This window comes from Pseudomonas sp. URMO17WK12:I6 (assembly GCF_003253625.1).
In the GTDB taxonomy this organism is placed as follows: domain Bacteria; phylum Pseudomonadota; class Gammaproteobacteria; order Pseudomonadales; family Pseudomonadaceae; genus Aquipseudomonas.
The window spans coordinates 127,547-146,768 of the sequence record NZ_QKYZ01000001.1 but is presented as its reverse complement, the minus strand read 5'-3'; the positions used below and the strand labels follow the sequence as shown (position 1 = coordinate 146,768).

General features: G+C 61.0%; 17 protein-coding genes and 1 pseudogene. 9 read left to right on the top strand and 9 right to left on the bottom strand.

Translation table 11 applies throughout. From position 1 onward, the window contains the following. The first annotated feature begins 217 nt into the window (after window positions 1–217). Both F475_RS00680 and F475_RS00675 read left to right on the top strand, forming a co-directional pair. Entirely contained in the window at window positions 218–1,594 is a 1,377-nt protein-coding gene (locus tag F475_RS00680; protein WP_018928774.1) for an L-serine ammonia-lyase, read from the top strand. A gap of 490 nt (window positions 1,595–2,084) precedes the next feature. Further along, a complete protein-coding gene (locus F475_RS00675) occupies window positions 2,085–3,188 on the top strand; it encodes a GlxA family transcriptional regulator (RefSeq protein WP_007975492.1) in 1,104 nt (367 codons plus the stop codon). Window positions 3,189–3,349: 161 nt separating this feature from the next. Here F475_RS00675 and F475_RS00670 read toward each other — a convergent pair whose 3' ends face one another. From F475_RS00670 to F475_RS00640, 6 genes are all read right to left on the bottom strand, one after another. Beyond that, on the bottom strand, window positions 3,350–3,613 hold the full coding sequence (locus F475_RS00670) for a hypothetical protein (RefSeq protein WP_018928775.1): 264 nt from the start codon (window positions 3,611–3,613) through the stop codon (window positions 3,350–3,352). Window positions 3,614–3,998: 385 nt separating this feature from the next. Next, a complete protein-coding gene (locus tag F475_RS00660) occupies window positions 3,999–5,162 on the bottom strand; it encodes a gamma-butyrobetaine dioxygenase (protein WP_111452948.1) in 1,164 nt (387 codons plus the stop codon). 13 nt (window positions 5,163–5,175) lie between these two features. Beyond that, window positions 5,176–5,652, bottom strand: a complete 477-nt coding sequence (locus F475_RS00655) for a thioesterase family protein (RefSeq protein ID WP_111452947.1) — start codon at window positions 5,650–5,652, stop codon at window positions 5,176–5,178. 179 nt (window positions 5,653–5,831) lie between these two features. Beyond that, window positions 5,832–6,797: an L-carnitine dehydrogenase gene (locus F475_RS00650; RefSeq protein WP_018928778.1), complete on the bottom strand. Its 966-nt coding sequence runs from the start codon at window positions 6,795–6,797 to the stop codon at window positions 5,832–5,834. A 142-nt stretch (window positions 6,798–6,939) separates the two neighbouring features. After that, complete coding sequence (locus F475_RS00645) at window positions 6,940–7,827, bottom strand: 3-keto-5-aminohexanoate cleavage protein (protein WP_019580671.1); 888 nt, start codon at window positions 7,825–7,827, stop codon at window positions 6,940–6,942. A 100-nt stretch (window positions 7,828–7,927) separates the two neighbouring features. Then, window positions 7,928–8,872, bottom strand: a complete 945-nt coding sequence (locus tag F475_RS00640) for a choline ABC transporter substrate-binding protein (RefSeq protein ID WP_007937989.1) — start codon at window positions 8,870–8,872, stop codon at window positions 7,928–7,930. A gap of 210 nt (window positions 8,873–9,082) precedes the next feature. Here F475_RS00640 and F475_RS00635 point away from each other — a divergent pair, with 210 nt between their 5' ends. After that, on the top strand, window positions 9,083–10,030 hold the full coding sequence (locus F475_RS00635; protein WP_064620848.1) for a GlxA family transcriptional regulator: 948 nt from the start codon (window positions 9,083–9,085) through the stop codon (window positions 10,028–10,030). A gap of 27 nt (window positions 10,031–10,057) precedes the next feature. Here the strand turns inward: F475_RS00635 and F475_RS00630 are convergent, their stop codons facing one another. The 3 genes and pseudogenes from F475_RS00630 to F475_RS00620 all read right to left on the bottom strand — a co-directional run bounded on the left by F475_RS00630 (window position 10,058) and on the right by F475_RS00620 (window position 11,148). Beyond that, the gene (locus tag F475_RS00630) at window positions 10,058–10,474 is read right to left on the bottom strand and encodes a DUF3010 family protein (RefSeq protein ID WP_019580672.1); all 417 of its coding nucleotides are present in this window, start codon (window positions 10,472–10,474) and stop codon (window positions 10,058–10,060) included. A 31-nt stretch (window positions 10,475–10,505) separates the two neighbouring features. After that, window positions 10,506–10,739 (bottom strand): annotated as a pseudogene (locus F475_RS00625) (helix-turn-helix domain-containing protein); the annotation flags it as partial. Window positions 10,740–10,746: 7 nt separating this feature from the next. Then, window positions 10,747–11,148 (bottom strand): lysozyme inhibitor LprI family protein, encoded by a 402-nt coding sequence (locus tag F475_RS00620; RefSeq protein WP_018928783.1) that lies wholly within the window; start codon window positions 11,146–11,148, stop codon window positions 10,747–10,749. A gap of 235 nt (window positions 11,149–11,383) precedes the next feature. Here F475_RS00620 and F475_RS00610 point away from each other — a divergent pair, with 235 nt between their 5' ends. The 6 genes from F475_RS00610 to F475_RS00585 all read left to right on the top strand — a co-directional run bounded on the left by F475_RS00610 (window position 11,384) and on the right by F475_RS00585 (window position 19,219). Further along, a complete protein-coding gene (locus F475_RS00610) occupies window positions 11,384–12,361 on the top strand; it encodes a dipeptidase (RefSeq protein ID WP_007907542.1) in 978 nt (325 codons plus the stop codon). A 79-nt stretch (window positions 12,362–12,440) separates the two neighbouring features. Beyond that, entirely contained in the window at window positions 12,441–12,971 is a 531-nt protein-coding gene (locus F475_RS00605; protein ID WP_007926354.1) for a DUF5943 domain-containing protein, read from the top strand. A 15-nt stretch (window positions 12,972–12,986) separates the two neighbouring features. Continuing rightward, window positions 12,987–15,047 carry a dimethylglycine demethylation protein DgcA gene (dgcA, locus tag F475_RS00600; protein ID WP_086944436.1) on the top strand — a complete coding sequence of 687 codons (2,061 nt, stop codon included), beginning with the start codon at window positions 12,987–12,989 and terminating at the stop codon, window positions 15,045–15,047. Between the two features lie 210 nt (window positions 15,048–15,257). Then, a complete protein-coding gene (gene dgcB / locus F475_RS00595; protein WP_018928784.1) occupies window positions 15,258–17,207 on the top strand; it encodes a dimethylglycine demethylation protein DgcB in 1,950 nt (649 codons plus the stop codon). After that, entirely contained in the window at window positions 17,207–18,427 is a 1,221-nt protein-coding gene (locus F475_RS00590) for an electron transfer flavoprotein subunit alpha/FixB family protein (RefSeq protein WP_111452946.1), read from the top strand. The genes dgcB and F475_RS00590 overlap by 1 nt, the downstream gene beginning before the upstream one ends. A 15-nt stretch (window positions 18,428–18,442) precedes the next feature. Next, window positions 18,443–19,219: an electron transfer flavoprotein subunit beta gene (locus F475_RS00585; RefSeq protein WP_111452945.1), complete on the top strand. Its 777-nt coding sequence runs from the start codon at window positions 18,443–18,445 to the stop codon at window positions 19,217–19,219. The last annotated feature ends 3 nt before the right edge of the window (window positions 19,220–19,222 follow it).

The window sequence follows — 19,222 nt, the reverse complement described above, 5'->3', positions numbered from 1 at the left end:
CAGCCCGATTTGCCCCGCTGATCCGCAAAAAAACGGCGAAAACATTGCGTAAGAGACCTGCGGCGCTAGTGGGCATGAGTGCGTCGGTGTGAGACGTTGAACGACATGGTAAAAGCCTGATGATGCGGCCATCTCGACGGATTGCAGCTTGAGCGTAGCAGCTCCGTCACTGGGCGCTTTTGCGCCTGGAGCAGGCACATCCAGGAGTTCAGCAGTAATGGCTATCAGCGTTTTCGACTTGTTCAAAATCGGCATCGGCCCTTCCAGTTCGCACACCGTGGGGCCTATGCGCGCCGCGGCGCTGTTCGTGCAAGGTTTGCGCGAGCGGGGGCTTCTGGAGCAGGTGTGTCGCATCGAAGTTCAGCTATACGGATCGCTCTCGGCCACCGGCATCGGCCACGGCAGCGACAACGCGGTGATCATGGGGTTGATGGGCGAGTGGCCCGACGCGATCGATCCGTCGCAAATCGGCATCCGTATAGAAGCCTTGCGTGAAACTCACACGCTATTGCTCGACGGCCGCTTGTCGGTCCCGTTCATCTGGGCCCGGGACATGCGTCTGATCGACGAGAACCTGCCGTTCCATCCGAACGCCATGACCCTGGTCGCCGAAGGCGATCACGGCGAGCTGCATCGCGATACCTACTATTCCATCGGCGGCGGTTTTGTCGTCGACGAGGCGCAAGCTTCCAGCGGTGTGGTGGATCTGGATAACACCGTGCTGCCTTACGACTTCTCCAGTGCCGTCGAATTGCTCAGCCTGTGCAAGAAGCACAACCTGCGCGTGGCCGAATTGATGATGGCCAACGAGAAAGTCTGGCGCAGCGAAGAAGAAATCCGCAGCGGTCTGATGAAGCTCTGGCGCGCCATGCAGGATTGTGTGGAGCAAGGCCTCAAGCACGAAGGCATCCTGCCCGGTGGTCTTAATGTGCGCCGTCGCGCGGCCAAGTTGCACCGCAGCTTGCAAGAGCTGAACAAGCCCAACGTGATCGGCTCGACCTTGAGCGCGATGGAGTGGGTCAACCTGTTCGCGTTGGCGGTCAACGAAGAAAACGCTGCCGGCGGGCGCATGGTAACGGCGCCGACCAACGGTGCGGCGGGGATCATTCCGGCGGTGTTGCACTACTTTATGAAATTCAGCGAGGCAGTGACCGACGCCAATGTGGTCGATTACTTCCTCAGTGCCGCGGCGGTAGGGATTCTGTGCAAAAAGAACGCCTCGATCTCCGGTGCCGAAGTCGGTTGCCAGGGTGAAGTCGGTTCGGCTTGCGCCATGGCGGCGGCCGGGTTGGCGGAGGTTCTTGGTGCCACGCCGGAGCAGTTGTGTAACGCGGCGGAAATCGGCCTGGAGCATAACCTCGGCTTGACCTGCGACCCGGTGGGCGGGCTGGTGCAGGTGCCGTGCATCGAGCGCAATGCGATTGCTGCGGTGAAAGCGATCAACGCCGCGCAGATGGCGCTGCGCGGTGACGGCCAGCACTTTATCTCGCTGGACCGGGTGATCCGCACCATGCGTGATACCGGTGCCGACATGCACGACAAATATAAAGAGACGTCGCGCGGTGGCTTGGCGGTTAGCGCGGTGGAGTGCTGAAACCGAGTTGACCTGTGGAGAGGGGGCAAGCCTGCTCTCCACAAAGACCTCATGTGCTACACCAGACCAGTCAAAACTGCGCACCAAGTGAACACGCGCACTAAAACGCGCCACGTTTTGGCGCGTCGCAAACAGGCAAGCCCGGCTCCCCGGTCGGGGATCAAATTCAAACCCTGACCGTTCGTCACCTGTGCCAGCGGTGACACTCTTGACCGCCGCGTCGCAGACCTGTTCCCACAAGTGCTACCGATTTGCTCACACGCAACGGGGGCACGGGTTTGGGGCCTTTGATGGCACTTTTAACCTCTTATCTCTGCGCGCCATATCTAGACGCATCGCGACGTCGTTTTCAGGAGTTATTGAACGCGCATTCAATTTAGGCATGGCAATTGCTCTGTCATTACAAAGCCCGTCTCCCACGCGAGAACGATGGCAATAAAAAGAGCCTCCGCCTGAGGCCATCACCCGCTTTGTGTGAGGAGATACCGCGATGACGACGTTCAACTCCGGGGCCCAACCCCAGAACCGTGCGCCTCAATCCATCGGCTTTCTGCTGCTGGACAATTTCACGCTGATTTCTCTGGCCTCCGCAGTAGAACCCCTGCGCATGGCCAACCAATTGTCCGGCCGCGAGCTGTATCGCTGGACCACGCTCACCGTCGATGGCGGTCAGGTCTGGGCCAGTGACGGCCTGCAGATCACCCCCGACGCCTCCATGCACAAAGCACCACCCATGGACACCGTCATTGTCTGCGGCGGCATCGGCATTCAGCGCACCGTAACCCGTGAGCATGTGTCGTGGCTGCAAAGCCAGGCGCGTCAGTCCCGTCGTCTCGGCGCGGTCTGCACCGGCAGCTGGGCGCTGGCGTGCGCCGGCCTGCTGGACGGTTTCGATTGCAGCGTGCACTGGGAATGTCTGGCCGCTATGCAGGAAGCTTTCCCGCGGGTGGCCATGAGTACCCGTCTGTTCACCCTCGACCGTAACCGGTTCACCAGCTCCGGCGGCACTGCGCCTCTGGACATGATGCTGCACCTGATCAGCCGCGATCACGGTCGTGAACTGTCGGCCGCGATTTCGGAGATGTTCGTCTACGAGCGCATCCGCAACGAGCAGGATCACCAGCGCGTGCCGCTCAAGCACATGCTCGGCACCAACCAGCCGAAACTGCAGGAAATCGTGGCGCTGATGGAGGCTAACCTCGAAGAGCCGATCGACCTCGATGAACTGGCGGTTTATGTCGCCGTTTCGCGTCGTCAGCTGGAGCGGCTGTTCCAGAAATACCTGCACTGCTCGCCGTCGCGTTACTACCTGAAACTGCGCCTGATCCGTGCTCGGCAATTGCTCAAGCAAACGCCGATGTCGATCATCGAAGTGGCGTCGGTGTGCGGGTTCGTGTCCACGCCGCACTTCTCCAAGTGCTACCGCGAATACTTCGGCATTCCGCCGCGTGACGAGCGCGTAGGCTCCAATACCACGCAACAAGTGGCGATGATGCCGCTGCCGCAAGCCTTGGTGCTGTCGCCGTTGTCCGGGCCGCTGTCGGCGTTGAGCCAGGCGCGTAATGAATCGACGTTTGCCAGCGTAAGGCTCTAAACCCGGCAAACTATTGTGGCGAGGGAGCTTGCTCCCGCTGGGCTGCGGAGCAGCCCCAAAACCGGTACATGCATTCTTCATTCACATGTACCGGTTTTGCGACCGCTTCGCGCTCGAGCGGGAGCAAGCTCCCTCGCCACAAAGTGTTCACACCCCGGAAATCAGGCGCTATGGCTCTGTTGGTATTGCGCCAATGCCGGTAACAGTTGCTTGTCAATGGCCTGACGCACGGCCGGCTGGATTGACGCGCTGCTGGTGTACATCTGCTTGACCATGGTCCGCAGTTCGATTGCCCGCTCGTTGTTCAAGCCCCGTACTGCGCATTCGCAGGCTTGCTCGGCGGTTGCGCCGGGGGGCACTGAAAACCCCAACGCTTTCAGCTGGCTCAACAGGTCTTCCTGGTCTATCAAATCGGCGTACATCATGACGCAATCCTTCTTCAGGGAACGGTGTCGTGGTTCGATTCTGGTAGGGGCTGTGGGTGTCGGCAAGGACGATTTGTCGCAATGGCCGCAATACCTATGAACAGGTCGCTTTCGGCTAACTTGCGAAAGATGGGAGTAGGCACACTGGACTCAGCTGGCTCCACGAAGGTTTGGTCACCCTCGCGCAACAGCTCCTCAACAGTACCCTCCTCAGCTCCGATCTTGTCACGGCTTGATCGGGGTTTTTTTTGCCTGCGAATCCAGAATTTGTGTTGTTTGTGCGCACGCCATCGCGGCGGTGCGGCGATCCGACAAGCCACGCTCCCACAGGGGTCGTGAGTAACCTGTGGGAGCGTGGCTTGCCCGCGATGAACGATGACGCGGTCTAGCGTTGTAAAACGAGAATGCGCGACAGCAATTCATCCCGGTCGACATAGCAACCCTGGAAGTGCCGGGCGCCGGTGGCGGGGTCGAAGGCGTTGCGGGCGTGGAGGGTGCGGCGGTTGTCGAAGCACCACAACTCGCCGGGGTTGAGCCGTGTCATCACCCGGAAGCGCGGCTCGCGGGTCATCGCAATGAAACGCCGGTAAGCGCGATACAGCCTGGGCATCTGCTCCACTGAAGCATCGAATGGCCCACGCAGAAAGTTCGCCATGCGGATTTCCGACACTTGCCCGAATGCATCCAGCGCGATGATCGGCGCCAGGCAGCGGTAGTCGCTGTGGCGGTCCTTGTTGCGGAACTCCACGGGGATTTCACACAAGGCTTGAAACGCCACGGGGTCTTCCTGACGCAAAGCTTGGGCGATGGCAAAACCGTCGACGAAAATACTCTCGCCACCGTCGGCGTCATTCACCAGGCAATGCAGAAATTGCAGCCCCGGTTGCAACTCCCGGGTCGGCAAATCGCTGTGCAGTGGCAGGTTGAAGGCGGTGTAGGCATTGCTGTCGGCATCGGCCTTGGATTGCACGTTGAACAGCACGCCGAAATTGCTCTCGCGGATGAACGAAATCCGCTGGGCGATCAGCTTCAGCGAGCCTGGCTCGGTGGGTACTCCGCGCACTTGAGTCAGGCCGATATCGCGCACGGCCAGCAGCCATTGCAACAAAGCGTCGTTGTTCTCCATCAGGGCCTGGTATTCGAACACTGGCAGCTGCAAATCGCTATGCCAAAGCCTGGCTTTCGGTTTCCCGGCCTGGCGTTCGGCGCGGGACTCGTCGTCATAGGCATGGGCCCGCAGCCAGCCCGGATCGAAGCGGCTGAGGTGGCCATCCTGCCAATCGACGCACAGGCAGCCTTCGGCATCGACGGTGGCGTTTTCAGGCATCAGGTGCTCTGCGACATCGACGATTTCCAGCACTTGCTCACGCGTCACCGTGTAGACGCACTGTGGGCACGGGCAGTTGTCCCGCAGCCATTGATGATGAAAAGGGCTGACCCGACCGTCCGCCCACTTCACTTGAATGCGGTCCGCCAGGGTGTGCACGGCGGTCAACGCGCTGATCAATGGATAGGTGCGGAAATCGGCAAAAGCGGCGGCGGTGTTCATGGCGGGCTCCTTGTTATTTTTCGGGGGGTAATGCGATCACTCGGCCGATCCAGGCGGGTGCGGGCAAGTCGGCTTGATCAGCGACAATGGCCTGTAGCTTGCTCAAGGTTGCTTCGCTGAACGGTGCGGATCGCGGTCCGGCGAGGTCGACGTGCAGCAGCATCTGTTCATTGCCCGCCAGCTCCTTGTCACCGCCCACCAGATGCAGGCTGTGGTAGAGGTGCAGGCGCTTGCGGTCGTGGCCGATGATCTGCGTATGCACTTCGACGTCGGCATCGAGTTTCACTTCGTGCAGGTAATTGAGGTGCAGTTCGAGGGTAAACAGCGAGTGGCCGCTAGCCTCGCGGTTGTTGCTGTCCATACCCAGCCGATCCATCAACGCGTCAGTGGCGTAGCTGAAAATCAGCAGGTAGAAGGCATCGCGCAGATGGCCGTTGTAGTCGACCCAATCGGGGATGATTCTGGTTTGGTAGGTGGTGAGGGTGGGCATGGTGGAACTCCACAGATAATCGCTGGTGTACACATGTGTGGCGAGGGAGCTTGCTCCCGCTGGACTGCGAAGCAGTCCCAAAACCGGTGGATGCGAGGTATCAGTCAAATCGCGTTTGCTGGTTTTACGACCGCTTCGCGGCCGAGCGGGAGCAAGCTCCCTCGCCACAGGGTGTGTGTTTATTCGCTGAAGGCCATCCCATGCTTCTCTTTGGTGGTTTTCACCGCCTCCAGCACCGCCAGCAAGCAATCGTCACGATAGCGTTCCAGTGCCGAGATGCTGTGTGTGCCCAACTGATCGCTGGTGCCATCCACCACATCGTCAATCAACTTGTCGGTCAGCTCCGGTGCCGGCAGGTACGTCCAGGGCAGCTGCAATGCTGGTCCGAACTGCGCCATGAAGTGCCGCATCCCGGCATCGCCGCCCGCCAGGGTGTAAGTCAGGAAGGTGCCCATGAACGACCAGCGCAGACCCGCGCCAAAACGAATCGCATCGTCGATTTCACCCGTGGTCGCCACGCCGTCGTTGACCAGGTGCAGCGCCTCACGCCACAAGGCTTCGAGCAAACGGTCGGCGATAAATCCCGGTACTTCCTTGCGCACATGCAGCGGGCGCATCCCCAGGGATTCATAGACTTTCATCGCCGCTTGCACCGCTTCTGGCGCGGTGTTCTTGCCGCCGACCACTTCCACCAATGGCAGCAGATAAACCGGGTTGAACGGGTGCCCGACCACACAGCGTTCCGGGTGCGTCGAACTCTCGTAAAACTCGCTCGGCAACAGTCCCGAGGTGCTGGAACCGATCAACGCATTGGGCTTGGCCGCCGCGCTGATTTTGCTGTGCAGTTCCAGTTTCAGGTCCAGGCGCTCAGGGGCGCTTTCCTGAATGAAATCCGCGTCGCGAACACATTCTTCGATGGTGGCGACAAAGCGCAGCCGATCCTGCGATGCGCCGGGTGCCAGGCCTTGTTTTTCCAGCGCGCCCCAGGCATTGGCGACACGTTTGCGCAGCGCCGCTTCGGCACCGGGTGCCGGATCCCAGGCCACCACATCGAGGCCGTGGGCGAGGGCGCGGGACACCCAGCCGCTGCCGATGACACCGCTGCCCAGTGCTGCGAAGGTTTTGATATCAGTGATAAAGCTCATGGCGACTTCCTGAATTGGGCTCAAAAAAAATGTGGGAGCGAACCTGCTCGCGATGACGCCGGTACAACCGATGCGTTATCTGCGGCAGGACAACCGTCATCGCGAGCAAACTCGCTCCCACAGGGGGAAAGGGTGATTTGTTTCAACCGCGCTTGGTCAGGCCCATTTTTGCCCGGCCTTCTGCCGGGGTCAGAACGCGGGCGCCGAGGCGGCTGAGGATTTCCGAGGCGCGTTCGACCAGTTGGCCGTTGGTCGCCAGTACGCCCTTGTCCAGCCACAGGTTGTCTTCCAGGCCGACCCGCACGTTGCCACCGAGCAGCACCGCTTGCGCCGCCATCGGCATCTGCATGCGCCCGATGCCGAACGCCGCCCAGACCGCATTGGCCGGCAGGTTGTCGACCATGGCTTTCATGGTGGTGGTATCCGCTGGCGCACCCCACGGGATGCCCAGGCACAGCTGGAACAACGGGTTATCCAGCAGACCTTCCTTGATCATCTGCTTGGCGAACCACAGGTGACCGGTGTCGAAAATTTCCAGCTCAGGCTTGACGCCCAGCTCTTGAATTCGCTTCGCGCCGGCCCGGAGTTGCGCCGGGGTGGAGACGTAAATGGTGTCGCCGTCGCCGAAGTTCAGGGTGCCGCAATCCAGGGTGCAGATTTCCGGCAGCAACTCTTCAACGTGGGCCAGACGGGTCAGTGGGCCGACCAGATCGGTGTTCGGGCCGAACTCCATCGGGTTCTCGCCTGCGCCGATTTCCAGGTCGCCGCCCATGCCGGCAGTGAGGTTGACGATAATGTCGACGTCCGCCTCGCGGATGCGCTCCATCACTTCGCGGTACAGCGCCACGTCACGGCTGAACTTGCCGGTTTGTGGATCGCGAACGTGGCAGTGGACCACGGTAGCGCCCGCCTTGGCGGCTTCCACGGCGGCTGCAGCGATTTGTTTCGGGGTGACCGGCACGTGTGGGCTCTTGGCGGTCGTGTCGCCAGCACCGGTGAGTGCGCAGGTGATGATGACGTCGTGGTTCATGAGGCGGTTTCCTTCAGGCTTGAGTTTTTTGGCGGAGCTTGGGCGTGGAGATTCCGCTCGCAGCCCGCATCGGGCTGCGAATCGGTGGTTCCTTTCGGTTCTATTTACTGGTCAGCTTCAGGTTTTCAGCGGCCGGCTTGCCATCGAATGTGGTCACGCCTTCAAGCCAGCGTTGCTTGTCTTGCGGGTGATCCTTGAGCCACTGTTTGGCCGATTCGAAAGCGTCCTTGTGATCCAGCAGCGGCTGCATCATCCGGCTCTCGTCTTCGGCGGTGAACGTCAGGTTGCTCAGCAGGCGACCGACGTTCGGGCATTGCTGCGCGTAGTTCGGCGAGGTGACGGTCCAGACCGTGGCCATGCCTTCGTTCGGGCCGAGGGCGTCGTCGCTGCCGGTGAGGTAGGTCATCTTCACGTTGACGTTCATCGGGTGCGGCGCCCAGCCGAAGAACACCACGGCTTCCTTGCGGCGTACCGCGCGATCTACTGCCGCCAGCATGCCGGCTTCGCTGGACTCGACCAGCTGGAACTTGCCGAGGCCGAACTGGTTCTTGGCGATCATCGCCTTGATCTGGGTGTTGGCGCCCGAGCCAGGTTCGATGCCGTAAATCTTGCCGCCCAGTTCTTTTTCAAACTTGGCGATGTCGGCGAAGGTTTTCAGGCCCTTGTCGGCAAGGTAAGTCGGTACTGCGAGGGTGGCGCGGGCGTCCTTGAGGCTTGGCGCTTCAAGCACTTTGACCTGCTTGGCATCGACAAACGGGGTGATGGTCTGGGTCATCAGCGGGTTCCAGTAGCCCAGGAACAAATCCAGGCGCTGGTCGCGAATGCCGGCAAAGACGATTTGCTGGGAGGCGCTGGTTTGTTTGGTGCTGTAGCCGAGGCCGTCGAGCAGGACCTGGGTCATGGCGCTGGTGGCGATCACGTCGGTCCAGTTCACTACGCCCATGCGCACGTTCTGGCACGACGCGGGTTCGGCTGCCATGACACTGGCGCTCAAGAAAGCGGTACCGCTGAGTGCAAGAACACAGCTGCTGATCAGTCGTTTCATGTCGGGGTTCCTCGGCAGGTCGTTTATTGTGGGTTCCGGTGTCTGATGCGCCGGTGATGCCAAGTTACGCAGCAAAGCCCCCGTGAAAACGCACTGCGGCGACCAGCTCTTGCACTGCGGCGACCTGCGCACTTGAATGCTGCTGGCAAGTGGCGTATCAACGTCCACACGCTTCCCGCCCTCTCGTTGCCTGCCAGTCGAGTGCGCTCCATGTCCCAGGATTTCTACTTCTTGTTGATGCCGGGTTTTTCGGCGATCGGTTTTATCTCTGCAATCGAGCCGCTGCGGGTCGCCAATCGCTTTCGCGGCGAGTTGTACCGCTGGCATGTGTTGAGCGCCGATGGCGGGGCGGTTTTGGCCAGTAACGGCATGTCGGTCAACGCCGATGCGGCGCTGGAGCCGCTGAAGAAAGGCGCAACCCTGTTGGTGGTCGCCGGTTTCGAACCGCTGAAGTTCGCCACCCCGGCCCTGGAGCATTGGTTACGTCGGCTGGACAACGAAGGCGTAACCCTCGGCGCCATCGACACCGGCAGTTTCATCCTCGCCGAAGCCGGCCTGCTCGACGGCCATCGCCTGACCCTGCACTGGGAAGCGATCGACGCCTTCAAGGAATCTTATCCACAGCTGAGCGTCACCCAGGAACTGTTCGAGATTGACCGACGGCGTATCACCTCCGCCGGCGGCACCGCCTCGATCGACCTGATGCTTGACCTCATCGGTCAGGCCCATGGCCCGGAACTGGCGATTCAGGTCAGCGAACAATTCGTACTCGGGCGCATTCGCCCGCGCAAAGATCACCAACGCATGGAAGTCGCCACGCGATATGGCATCAGCAACAAGAAACTGGTGCATGTCATTGGGGAGATGGAACAGCACAGCGAACCGCCGCTCAGCACTTTGGAGCTGGCGGAATCGATCAAAGTGACCCGGCGTCAGCTAGAGCGCCTGTTTCGCCTGCACCTGCACGACACGCCGAGCAATTTCTATCTGCGACTAAGGCTGGAGAAGGCGCGGCAGCTGCTGCGCCAGACGGACATGAGTGTGCTGGAGGTGAGTATCGCCTGCGGGTTTGAATCGCCGTCGTATTTCACCCGCAGTTATCGGGCGAGGTTTGAGCGGTGCCCGCGGGAGGATCGCCGACAAAGCCAGAAGGCCTGAAACCGACCTCCTAGGGGATTTATGTCGTTACTTCTTCATCAGCGCCGAGCAGGCCGCTTTGTAGGCCTCGTGCTGATACTTGTTCAGCGTGGCCGGCAGTTCAAAGTCGAACTTTTTGTTCTGCGCATTGATGGTTTGCGGCGACAGCAGCGTTACCTCGCAATTTTCCAGTAACTGGAAAACCCCTTCGATCTTGAACGTGGTCGGCCCACCGGCGAACTCACCTTTCTTGCTGCGCTTTTTGATCGCGATGCGGTCGATTGAATTCTCACGAATAAACGACGCCACCTGAGCGGCAAAGACTTTGACGTTGGCGGCTTCGTCGTCATCGTCGAGGGCGATTTTCTTGGTGGCCAGCGCGACGTGTGTCAGCCCCTGATCGTCGAGGGAGGCCACGGCAAGGATTGCTTCGCTGCCTTTGATTTCGATACCGCAGATTTTCATTTCAATCCCTTTTCCGATGTTGGCGTGCAGCTTACAGCTCTAGTTGATTGGCGGTGATGCCAAAAGCCGCGGCGATTTTCTCACGCGTGGCCTTGCGGGGCTTGGCAACCGTTTCCTGCTGGGCAAAGGCTGGTTGGGAGATGCCCATGCGTCTGGCCACTTCATCCTGCGTAAGGTTCAGGTGTTCACGCCAGGCACGAACAGGGGGTGCGCCATCGACGATGCGGCTGACTACTTCGTGTGGGATCAAATGATTCTCCATTTTTATGTTTTTATTCCTGCCCAATCGACTCCAAAAACTCCGACCGCTCGTCACTCATCCGTGCCACGCAATCATTTTGCGCAATGTTGAACGCCTTGCTGCCGCTCGTCGCCGGGAAAGCTTCCACTGCGCAATCGGCATCCCGGGTCTTCAGCCATTGTTGTTGCGCAGTTTTGATTTTTGCGGTGATGTCGGCCAGTTGCGCCTTGTTGCTGCCATAGCGCGTTTGCATGCGTTCGTTCAGGCCTTGGTAGTTGTCGCTCAGTAGCTGTTCGGCGGTGTTTCTGCTGTAAGCCGAGCATTCCAGGGTCTGGACTTCGTTTTCGACGGCGTCACAGGGGTTGTCGTCGGCCCCTTCGGCCGCCTGTACGCCGGTCGCTATCAGTGCCAAAGCCAAGAAGATGGATTTCATTGCGTCGCCGCCCTTAATTCAGTGAAACATTCGGTGATGCGACGAATTCTGGCCCATGCGAACGGGCTTGAACAGGTAGGCAATCATGTCGGTTGGCGACCCTTTGTCGCGGATTGACGCTTTCGGCAATTCCCCTGTCGTTTTTGCACCCGGCTGCACCGTCCCTCAGGCATATGCTGGCCCCAAAGCGCCGGCACACGATTCGGCGCATGAATCGTTAATAGGGGACTGCCTGATGAGCCCAGCCGAATTACACGCCGACAGCATCGTTATCGACGGCCTGATTATTGCCAAGTGGAACCGTGAGCTGTTCGAAGACATGCGCAAGGGCGGTCTGACCGCGGCCAACTGCACCGTGTCGGTGTGGGAGGGCTTCCAGGCCACCGTCAACAACATCGCCGCCAGTCAGAAGCTGATTCGCGAGAACAGCGACCTGGTGATCCCGGTGCGCACTACCGCCGACATCCGCAAAGCCAAGGAGCAGGGCAAGACCGGCATCCTGTTCGGCTTCCAGAACGCTCACGCCTTCGAAGACCAGATCGGCTATGTCGAGGTTTTCAAGCAGCTGGGCGTCGGTATTGTGCAGATGTGCTACAACACCCAGAACCTGGTCGGTACCGGTTGCTATGAGCGCGATGGCGGCCTGTCGGGTTTCGGTCGTGAAATCGTTGCCGAGATGAACCGCGTCGGTGTCATGTGCGACCTGTCCCACGTCGGCTCGAAGACCTCCGAAGAAGTCATCCTCGAATCCAAGAAGCCGGTCTGCTACTCCCATTGCCTGCCGTCGGGCCTGAAAGTGCACCCGCGCAACAAGTCCGATGAAGAACTGAAGTTCATAGCCGATCACGGCGGTTTCGTCGGCGTGACCATGTTCGCGCCGTTCCTGGCCAAGGGTATCGATTCGACCATCGACGATTACGCCGAAGCCATCGAATACACCATGAACATTGTCGGCGAAGACGCCATCGGCATCGGCACCGACTTCACCCAGGGCCATGGCCAGGACTTCTTCGAATACCTGACCCATGACAAGGGCTACGCCCGCCGTCTGACCAGCTTCGGCAAGATCATCAACCCGCTGGGCATCCGCACCGTGGGCGAGTTCCCGAACCTGACCGAAACCCTGCTCAAGCGCGGCCATTCCGAGCGCGTGGTGCGCAAGATCATGGGCGAAAACTGGGTCAACGTTTTGAAAGACGTTTGGGGCGAATAAGCCGCCGCATCTGAAGAATCCTTTCCCCCGGCCGTCCGTGCCGGGGGCAACACAACGAATTTTCTGGAGTTAAGTTTCCATGGCCAAGATCGCCCCGCAATTGCCAATCGAAGTCGACAGCGAAACCGGTGTCTGGACCTCTGATGCCCTGCCGATGCTGTACGTGCCGCGTCACTTCTTCGTCAACAACCACATGGGCATCGAGGAAGTGCTGGGCGCCGACGCCTACGCCGAAATCCTCTACAAGGCCGGCTACAAATCCGCCTGGCACTGGTGTGAAAAAGAAGCTGAATGCCATGGCCTGGAAGGCGTCGCGGTGTTCGAGCACTACATGAAGCGCCTGTCGCAGCGCGGCTGGGGTCTGTTCAAGATCCAGGACATCGACCTCGACAAAGGCACCGCCAGCGTCAAGCTCGAACACTCCGCATTCGTCTACGTGTACGGCAAGGTCGGGCGCAAGGTCGACTACATGTTCACTGGCTGGTTCGCCGGCGCCATGGACCAGATCCTGGCTGCTCGCGGCAGCAAGATCCGCACCGTCGCCGAACAAGTTTACGGTGGCTCCGAAGAAGGCCACGACGACGGTTTGTTCACCGTCAAGCCGTTGTAAGTCGAGGAACCCGCCATGGCTTTCGAAGCAATGTTCCAGCCGATCCAGATCGGCAAACTGACCATCCGCAACCGCGTGCTCAGCACCGCGCACGCTGAGGTCTACGCCACCGACGGCGGCATGACCACCGATCGGTACGTCAAGTATTATGAAGAGAAAGCCAAGGGCGGGATCGGCCTGGCGATTTGCGGCGGTTCCTCCAGCGTGGCCATCGACAGCCCGCAAGGCTGGTGGAAGTCGGTCAACCTGGCCGACGACCGGATTATTCCGCACTTCCAGAATCTGGCCGATGCCATGCACAAGCATGGCGCCAAGATCATGATCCAGATTACCCACATGGGTCGCCGCTCCCGCTGGGACGGTGAGCATTGGCCAACCCTGCTGTCGCCGTCGGGCATCCGCGAGCCGGTGCACCGCGCGACCTGCAAAACCATCGAGCCGGAAGAAATCTGGCGGGTGATCGGCAACTACGCCAGCGCCGCAGCACGGGCCAAGGCCGGTGGCCTGGATGGCGTCGAGCTGTCTGCCGTGCACCAGCACATGATCGACCAGTTCTGGAGCCCGCGAGTCAACAAGCGTACCGACGAATGGGGCGGCAGCTTCGAGAACCGCATGCGTTTCGGCCTGGAAGTGATCAAGGCTGTGCGCAAGGAAGTCGGTCCGGACTTCTGCGTTGGTATCCGTATCTGTGGTGACGAATTCCACCCTGATGGCCTGAGCCATGAGGACATGAAGCAGATCGCCAAGTACTACGACGACACCGGCATGATCGACTTCATCGGTGTCGTGGGCTCGGGTTGCGACACTCACAACACCCTGGCCAACGTTATTCCGAACATGAGTTATCCACCGGAGCCGTTCCTGCACCTGGCCGCCGGTATCAAGGAAGTGGTGAAAGCTCCTGTGCTGCACGCGCAGAACATCAAGGACCCGAACCAGGCGACCCGTATTCTGGAAGGCGGTTACGTCGACATGGTCGGCATGACCCGCGCTCACATCGCCGACCCGCACCTGATCGCCAAGATCAAGATGGGCCAGGTCGACCAGATCAAACAGTGCGTGGGCGCCAACTACTGCATCGACCGTCAGTACCAGGGCCTGGACGTCTTGTGCATCCAGAACGCCGCGACCTCCCGTGAATACATGGGCGTGCCGCACATCATCGAGAAATCCACCGGGCCGAAGCGCAAAGTTGTGGTCGTTGGTGCCGGCCCTGCGGGGATGGAAGCTGCTCGTGTATCCGCTGAACGTGGCCACGACGTGACCCTGTTCGAGAAGAAAGAATTCATCGGCGGGCAGATCACCACCGCCTCGAAAGCCCCGCAACGGGACCAGATCGCCGGTATCACCCGTTGGTTCCAGCTGGAACTGGCGCGTTTGAAAGTCGACCTGCGCCTGGGCGTGGCGGCGGATGCGGCGACCATTCTCGACCTGCGTCCGGACGTCGTGGTGCTCGCCGTTGGTGGCCATCCGTTCCTGGAGCAGAACGAGCACTGGGGTGCGGCTGAAGGCCTGGTGGTCAGCAGCTGGGACATCCTCGACGGCAAAGTGGCGCCGGGCAAGAACGTGCTGGTCTACGACACCATTTGCGAGTTCACCGGGATGTCGACAGCCGACTTCCTCGCCGACAAAGGCAGCCAGGTCGAGATCGTCACTGACGACATCAAGCCGGGCGTGGCCATCGGCGGTACGTCGTTCCCGACTTACTACCGCAGCATGTACCCGAAAGAAGTGATCATGACCGGCGACATGATGCTGGAAAAGGTCTATCGCGAAGGCGACAAGCTGGTGGCGGTGCTGGAAAACGAATACACCGGCGCCAAAGAGGAGCGGGTGGTTGACCAGGTGGTCGTCGAGAACGGCGTGCGTCCGGACGAAGAAATCTACTACGCCATGAAGGAAGGCTCGCGCAACAAAGGCCAGATGGACATCGAAGCCCTGTTCGCGATCAAGCCACAACCTTCGCTGAGCCAGGCGGGCGACGGCTACTTGCTGTTCCGCATCGGTGACTGCGTGGCCCAGCGCAACACTCACGCGGCGATCTACGACGCGCTGCGGTTGTGCAAGGATTTCTAACGGATTTACCACCATCACCTGTGGCGAGGGAGTTTGCTCCCGCTGGGCTGCGAAGCAGCCCCAAAACCTGCAGTCGAGGTGTATCAGGTGTACACCTGAGACTGTTTTGGGAGCGCTTCGCACTCCAGCGGGAGCAAGCTCCCTCGCCACAAGTAGGTGCGTCGCTCTCATCGGCACGCACATGACCCCGAGGTCTTTGGGAGCTCCACCATGTTGAACACCCTTCTTCCAATCCTGTTGTTCGCTGCCCTGGGCCTGGCTGTCCTGGGCGCATTGCGGCGGGTGGCTATGTGGCGTCAGGGCCGGGCTTCGAAAGTCGACCTGATCGGCGGTCTGTTCGCCATGCCCAAGCGTTACATGGTCGATTTGCACCACGTCGTCGCGCGGGACAAATACATCGCCAATACACACGTCGCCACGGCCGGTGGTGCGGTGGCGTCCATTGTGCTGGCGATTCTGGTTCACGGTTTCGGCCTGCATAACCGCATCCTCGGTTATGCACTGCTGTTGATGACGGCAGTGATGTTCGTCGGTGCGATCTTTGTCTTCCTGCGTCGCCGCAACCCGCCGGCCCGCTTGTCCAAAGGTCCGTGGATGCGCCTGCCGAAAAGCCTGCTGGCATTCTCGGCGTCGTTCTTCCTGTTGACCCTGCCGGTGGCGGGCATCCTTCCGGAAAACTTCGGTGGCTGGGTACTGGCGGCGATTCTCGGCGTCGGTGTGCTGTGGGGCGTGTCGGAACTGTTCTTCGGCATGACCTGGGGCGGGCCGATGAAGCACGCCTTCGCCGGTGCCTTGCACCTGGCTTGGCACCGTCGCTCCGAACGGTTTGGCGGCGGTCGTTCCACTGGCTTGAAGCCGCTGGATCTGAACGACCCGACCGCGCCACTGGGCGTGGAAAAACCCAAGGATTTCACCTGGAACCAACTGCTCGGCTTCGACGCCTGCGTGCAGTGCGGTAAATGTGAAGCTGCGTGCCCGGCGTTCGCCGCCGGCCAGCCGCTGAACCCGAAAAAACTGATTCAGGACATGGTCGTCGGCCTGGCCGGTGGTACGGATGCCAAGTTTGCCGGCAGCCCTTACCCAGGCAAGCCGATCGGTGAGCACGCCGGTAATCCGCATCAACCGATCGTCAACGGTCTGGTGGACGCTGAAACCCTGTGGTCCTGCACCACCTGCCGCGCCTGCGTCGAGGAGTGCCCGATGATGATCGAGCACGTCGATGCCATCGTCGACATGCGCCGCCATCTGACCCTGGAAAAAGGCGCGACCCCGAACAAGGGCGCCGAGGTCCTGGAAAACCTGATCGCCACCGACAACCCTGGCGGCTTCGCGCCGGGCGGGCGGATGAACTGGGCGGCGGATCTGAACCTGAACCTGCTCAGCGAAAAGAAAACCACCGACGTGCTGTTCTGGGTCGGCGACGGTGCCTTCGACATGCGCAACCAGCGCACCTTGCGTGCCTTCGTCAAAGTGCTGAAAGCGGCCAAGGTCGACTTCGCAGTGCTGGGCCTAGAAGAGCGCGACAGCGGTGACGTGGCCCGGCGTCTGGGCGACGAAGCGACGTTCCAGTTGTTGGCCAAACGCAACATCCAGACCCTGGCCAAATACCGCTTCAACCGCATCGTCACCTGCGACCCGCACAGCTTCCATGTGCTGAAAAACGAATACGGCGCCTTCGATGGCAACTACCTCGTGCAGCACCACAGCACTTACATGGCGGAGATCATTGGCGAAGGCGCACTGAACCTCGGTCAGCACAAAGGCAACAGCGTGACTTATCACGACCCGTGCTACCTCGGCCGCTACAACGGCGAATACGAGGCGCCACGCGAAGTGCTGCGCGCCCTGGGCATCGAGATCAAGGAAATGCAACGTTCCGGTTTCCGTTCGCGCTGCTGCGGCGGCGGTGGCGGTGCGCCGATCACCGACATTCCGGGCAAGCAACGGATCCCTGACATGCGCATGGAAGACATCCGCGAAACCGGCGCCGAACTGGTGGCCGTGGGTTGTCCACAGTGCACCGCGATGCTTGAGGGCGTGGTCGAGCCACGGCCATTGATCAAGGACATCGCCGAACTGGTGGCTGATGCGCTGCTTGAAGACGCCGCGCCGGGAAAGCCTTCGGCACCGGCCAAACGTGAACCTGCGGAGGTGCATTGATGAGCGACATTATCCGCCGCGACCCTCGCGCTGAATGGATCGCCCGCAACCGTCTGCACCCGCTGCACGCGGCCATGCAACCGGTGCAACACAGCTGGATGGGGCCTAACGGCGTCATCCGCAAGAATCCCCACGGGATCGGTTTTATCGGTCCCAACGGGATCAAACGGATCGACCGCAGTGGCGCTCAGCAAGGCGGGGCGACTAAACGCTCGGCCACGGTTGAAGTGCAATTGCCGCTGCATCAAGTGGCTGCACCCGCGTTCTACATCAGCGTGGTGCCGGACATGGTCGGCGGCCGCTTGAGCAGCCACGACCGCGATTTGCTCGGCCTGGCCCATCAGTTGGCCGGCAAGGACGGCGCGGTACTGGCGGTGGTCTTCGGTGAGCACAAGGAAAACGCCTTCACCACGGCTGGCGTTGACCGCTTGCTGGTACTGGAAGGCGACGAATTCAGCGGTTATGCACCGGAACAACGCGTGCAGGGCCTGCGGGCTGTGGATAACCAGTTCAGCCCGCGTCACTGGCTGCTGCCGGACAGCCGCAGTGGTGGCGGCGAACTGGGTCGGCGCTTTGCTGCCGCACTGGGCGAACGTCCGGCCACACGGGTCTGGCAGGTCAAGGATCAGGAATGCATCGGCCGTGCCGGTGCCGGTTTGCAGGACCTTGCGCGGCCGGTGGCCCGCTTGATTCTGGCGGCTGCCGAATGCGCCGAACCGGTCAGCGAAACCCGCCATGAAGCGTTGCCGGTGGAGTTATCCACAACGGTCGCTCGCAGCCTGTCGCGGATCGAAGATCTGGGCGCGGTGGCGGTGGACCCGGCGGCGATTCCGATGGCCGAAGCCGAGTTCATCTTCTCTGGCGGCAACGGTGTCAAGGACTGGGGACTTTTCCACAGGACGGCCGAAGCGTTGGGCGCGACCGAAGGTGCGTCGCGGGTGGCGGTGGACGATGGTTTCATGGCGCGCGACCGTCAGGTCGGCGCGTCCGGCACCTGGGTAACCGCGCGGGTTTACGTGGCGGTGGGGATTTCCGGGGCGATCCAGCACCTGCAAGGCATCGGTGCCTGCGACAAGGTGGTGGCGATCAACCTCGATCCGGGTTGCGACATGATCAAACGGGCCGACCTGTCGGTGATCGGCGAGAGCGCCGAGATTCTTCAAGCCTTGATCGATGCGGTAGAGGCTTACCGCAACGACGCCAAGCGCGATGCGGCTTAAGGGAAGGAAAGGGTTATGAGCACGAAAATCATCAGCCTGGTGTCCATCGGTGCCCACCCGACCTCCGGCCGGCCACGCCGCGCCGAGCAGGACGCGCGGGCCGTTGAGCTGGGTCTGCAGCTGGCTGGGGATAACCTGCAAGTGCTGCACGCTGGCGACGTTGCGGAACCGGCGCTGCGTGCCTATCTGGGCATGGGCCTGGAACAGTTGCATGTGCTGGAACAACCGGTCGGCGCAGATGCGCTGCCAGCGTTGACCGACTATTTGCGTGACGCCGGGGCGCAGGTGGTGTTGACCGGCAGCCAGGCGGAAACCGGTGAAGGCTCGGGCATGTTGCCGTTCCTGCTGGCCGAAAGCCTCGGCTGGCCGCTGGTGGTGGGTTTGGCGCAAGTCGAATCCATCGACGGTGGTTCGGCGCTGGTTCTGCAGGCCTTGCCGCGCGGTCAGCGCCGTCGCTTGAAAGTGCGCCTGCCGTTTCTGGCGACTGTGGATAACGCAGCGCCCAAGCCTCGGCAAAGTGCCTACGGTCCGGCGCGACGCGGGGTATTGCAGGCAGATGAAGTTGAAGTGGTCGACGATGAACTGCTGGCAGTGGCCACGCTGCAACCGGCCAAGCCACGACCCAAGCGCCTGAAAGTGATCAAGGCCAAGAGCGGTGCCGACCGCATGAAGGCCGCGACGGCCAAGGCCAGTGGCGGCGGCGGGCAAGTGCTCAAGGGCGTGACCGCGCAGACGGGCGCCGAAGCCATCCTCAAGTTGCTGATTGAAGAAGGCGTGGTCCGTCAGGGTTGATCG

What these genes read in the sequence shown, in the direction of transcription:
- F475_RS00680 (WP_018928774.1), top strand. Translation starts at nt 218, where the DNA reads ATGGCTATCAGCGTTTTCGACTTGTTCAAAATCGGCATCGGCCCTTCC.
- F475_RS00675 (WP_007975492.1), top strand. Translation starts at nt 2,085, where the DNA reads ATGACGACGTTCAACTCCGGGGCCCAACCCCAGAACCGTGCGCCTCAA.
- F475_RS00670 (WP_018928775.1), bottom strand. Translation starts at nt 3,613, where the DNA reads ATGATGTACGCCGATTTGATAGACCAGGAAGACCTGTTGAGCCAGCTG.
- F475_RS00660 (WP_111452948.1), bottom strand. Translation starts at nt 5,162, where the DNA reads ATGAACACCGCCGCCGCTTTTGCCGATTTCCGCACCTATCCATTGATC.
- F475_RS00655 (WP_111452947.1), bottom strand. Translation starts at nt 5,652, where the DNA reads ATGCCCACCCTCACCACCTACCAAACCAGAATCATCCCCGATTGGGTC.
- F475_RS00650 (WP_018928778.1), bottom strand. Translation starts at nt 6,797, where the DNA reads ATGAGCTTTATCACTGATATCAAAACCTTCGCAGCACTGGGCAGCGGT.
- F475_RS00645 (WP_019580671.1), bottom strand. Translation starts at nt 7,827, where the DNA reads ATGAACCACGACGTCATCATCACCTGCGCACTCACCGGTGCTGGCGAC.
- F475_RS00640 (WP_007937989.1), bottom strand. Translation starts at nt 8,872, where the DNA reads ATGAAACGACTGATCAGCAGCTGTGTTCTTGCACTCAGCGGTACCGCT.
- F475_RS00635 (WP_064620848.1), top strand. Translation starts at nt 9,083, where the DNA reads ATGTCCCAGGATTTCTACTTCTTGTTGATGCCGGGTTTTTCGGCGATC.
- F475_RS00630 (WP_019580672.1), bottom strand. Translation starts at nt 10,474, where the DNA reads ATGAAAATCTGCGGTATCGAAATCAAAGGCAGCGAAGCAATCCTTGCC.
- F475_RS00620 (WP_018928783.1), bottom strand. Translation starts at nt 11,148, where the DNA reads ATGAAATCCATCTTCTTGGCTTTGGCACTGATAGCGACCGGCGTACAG.
- F475_RS00610 (WP_007907542.1), top strand. Translation starts at nt 11,384, where the DNA reads ATGAGCCCAGCCGAATTACACGCCGACAGCATCGTTATCGACGGCCTG.
- F475_RS00605 (WP_007926354.1), top strand. Translation starts at nt 12,441, where the DNA reads ATGGCCAAGATCGCCCCGCAATTGCCAATCGAAGTCGACAGCGAAACC.
- dgcA (WP_086944436.1), top strand. Translation starts at nt 12,987, where the DNA reads ATGGCTTTCGAAGCAATGTTCCAGCCGATCCAGATCGGCAAACTGACC.
- dgcB (WP_018928784.1), top strand. Translation starts at nt 15,258, where the DNA reads ATGTTGAACACCCTTCTTCCAATCCTGTTGTTCGCTGCCCTGGGCCTG.
- F475_RS00590 (WP_111452946.1), top strand. Translation starts at nt 17,207, where the DNA reads ATGAGCGACATTATCCGCCGCGACCCTCGCGCTGAATGGATCGCCCGC.
- F475_RS00585 (WP_111452945.1), top strand. Translation starts at nt 18,443, where the DNA reads ATGAGCACGAAAATCATCAGCCTGGTGTCCATCGGTGCCCACCCGACC.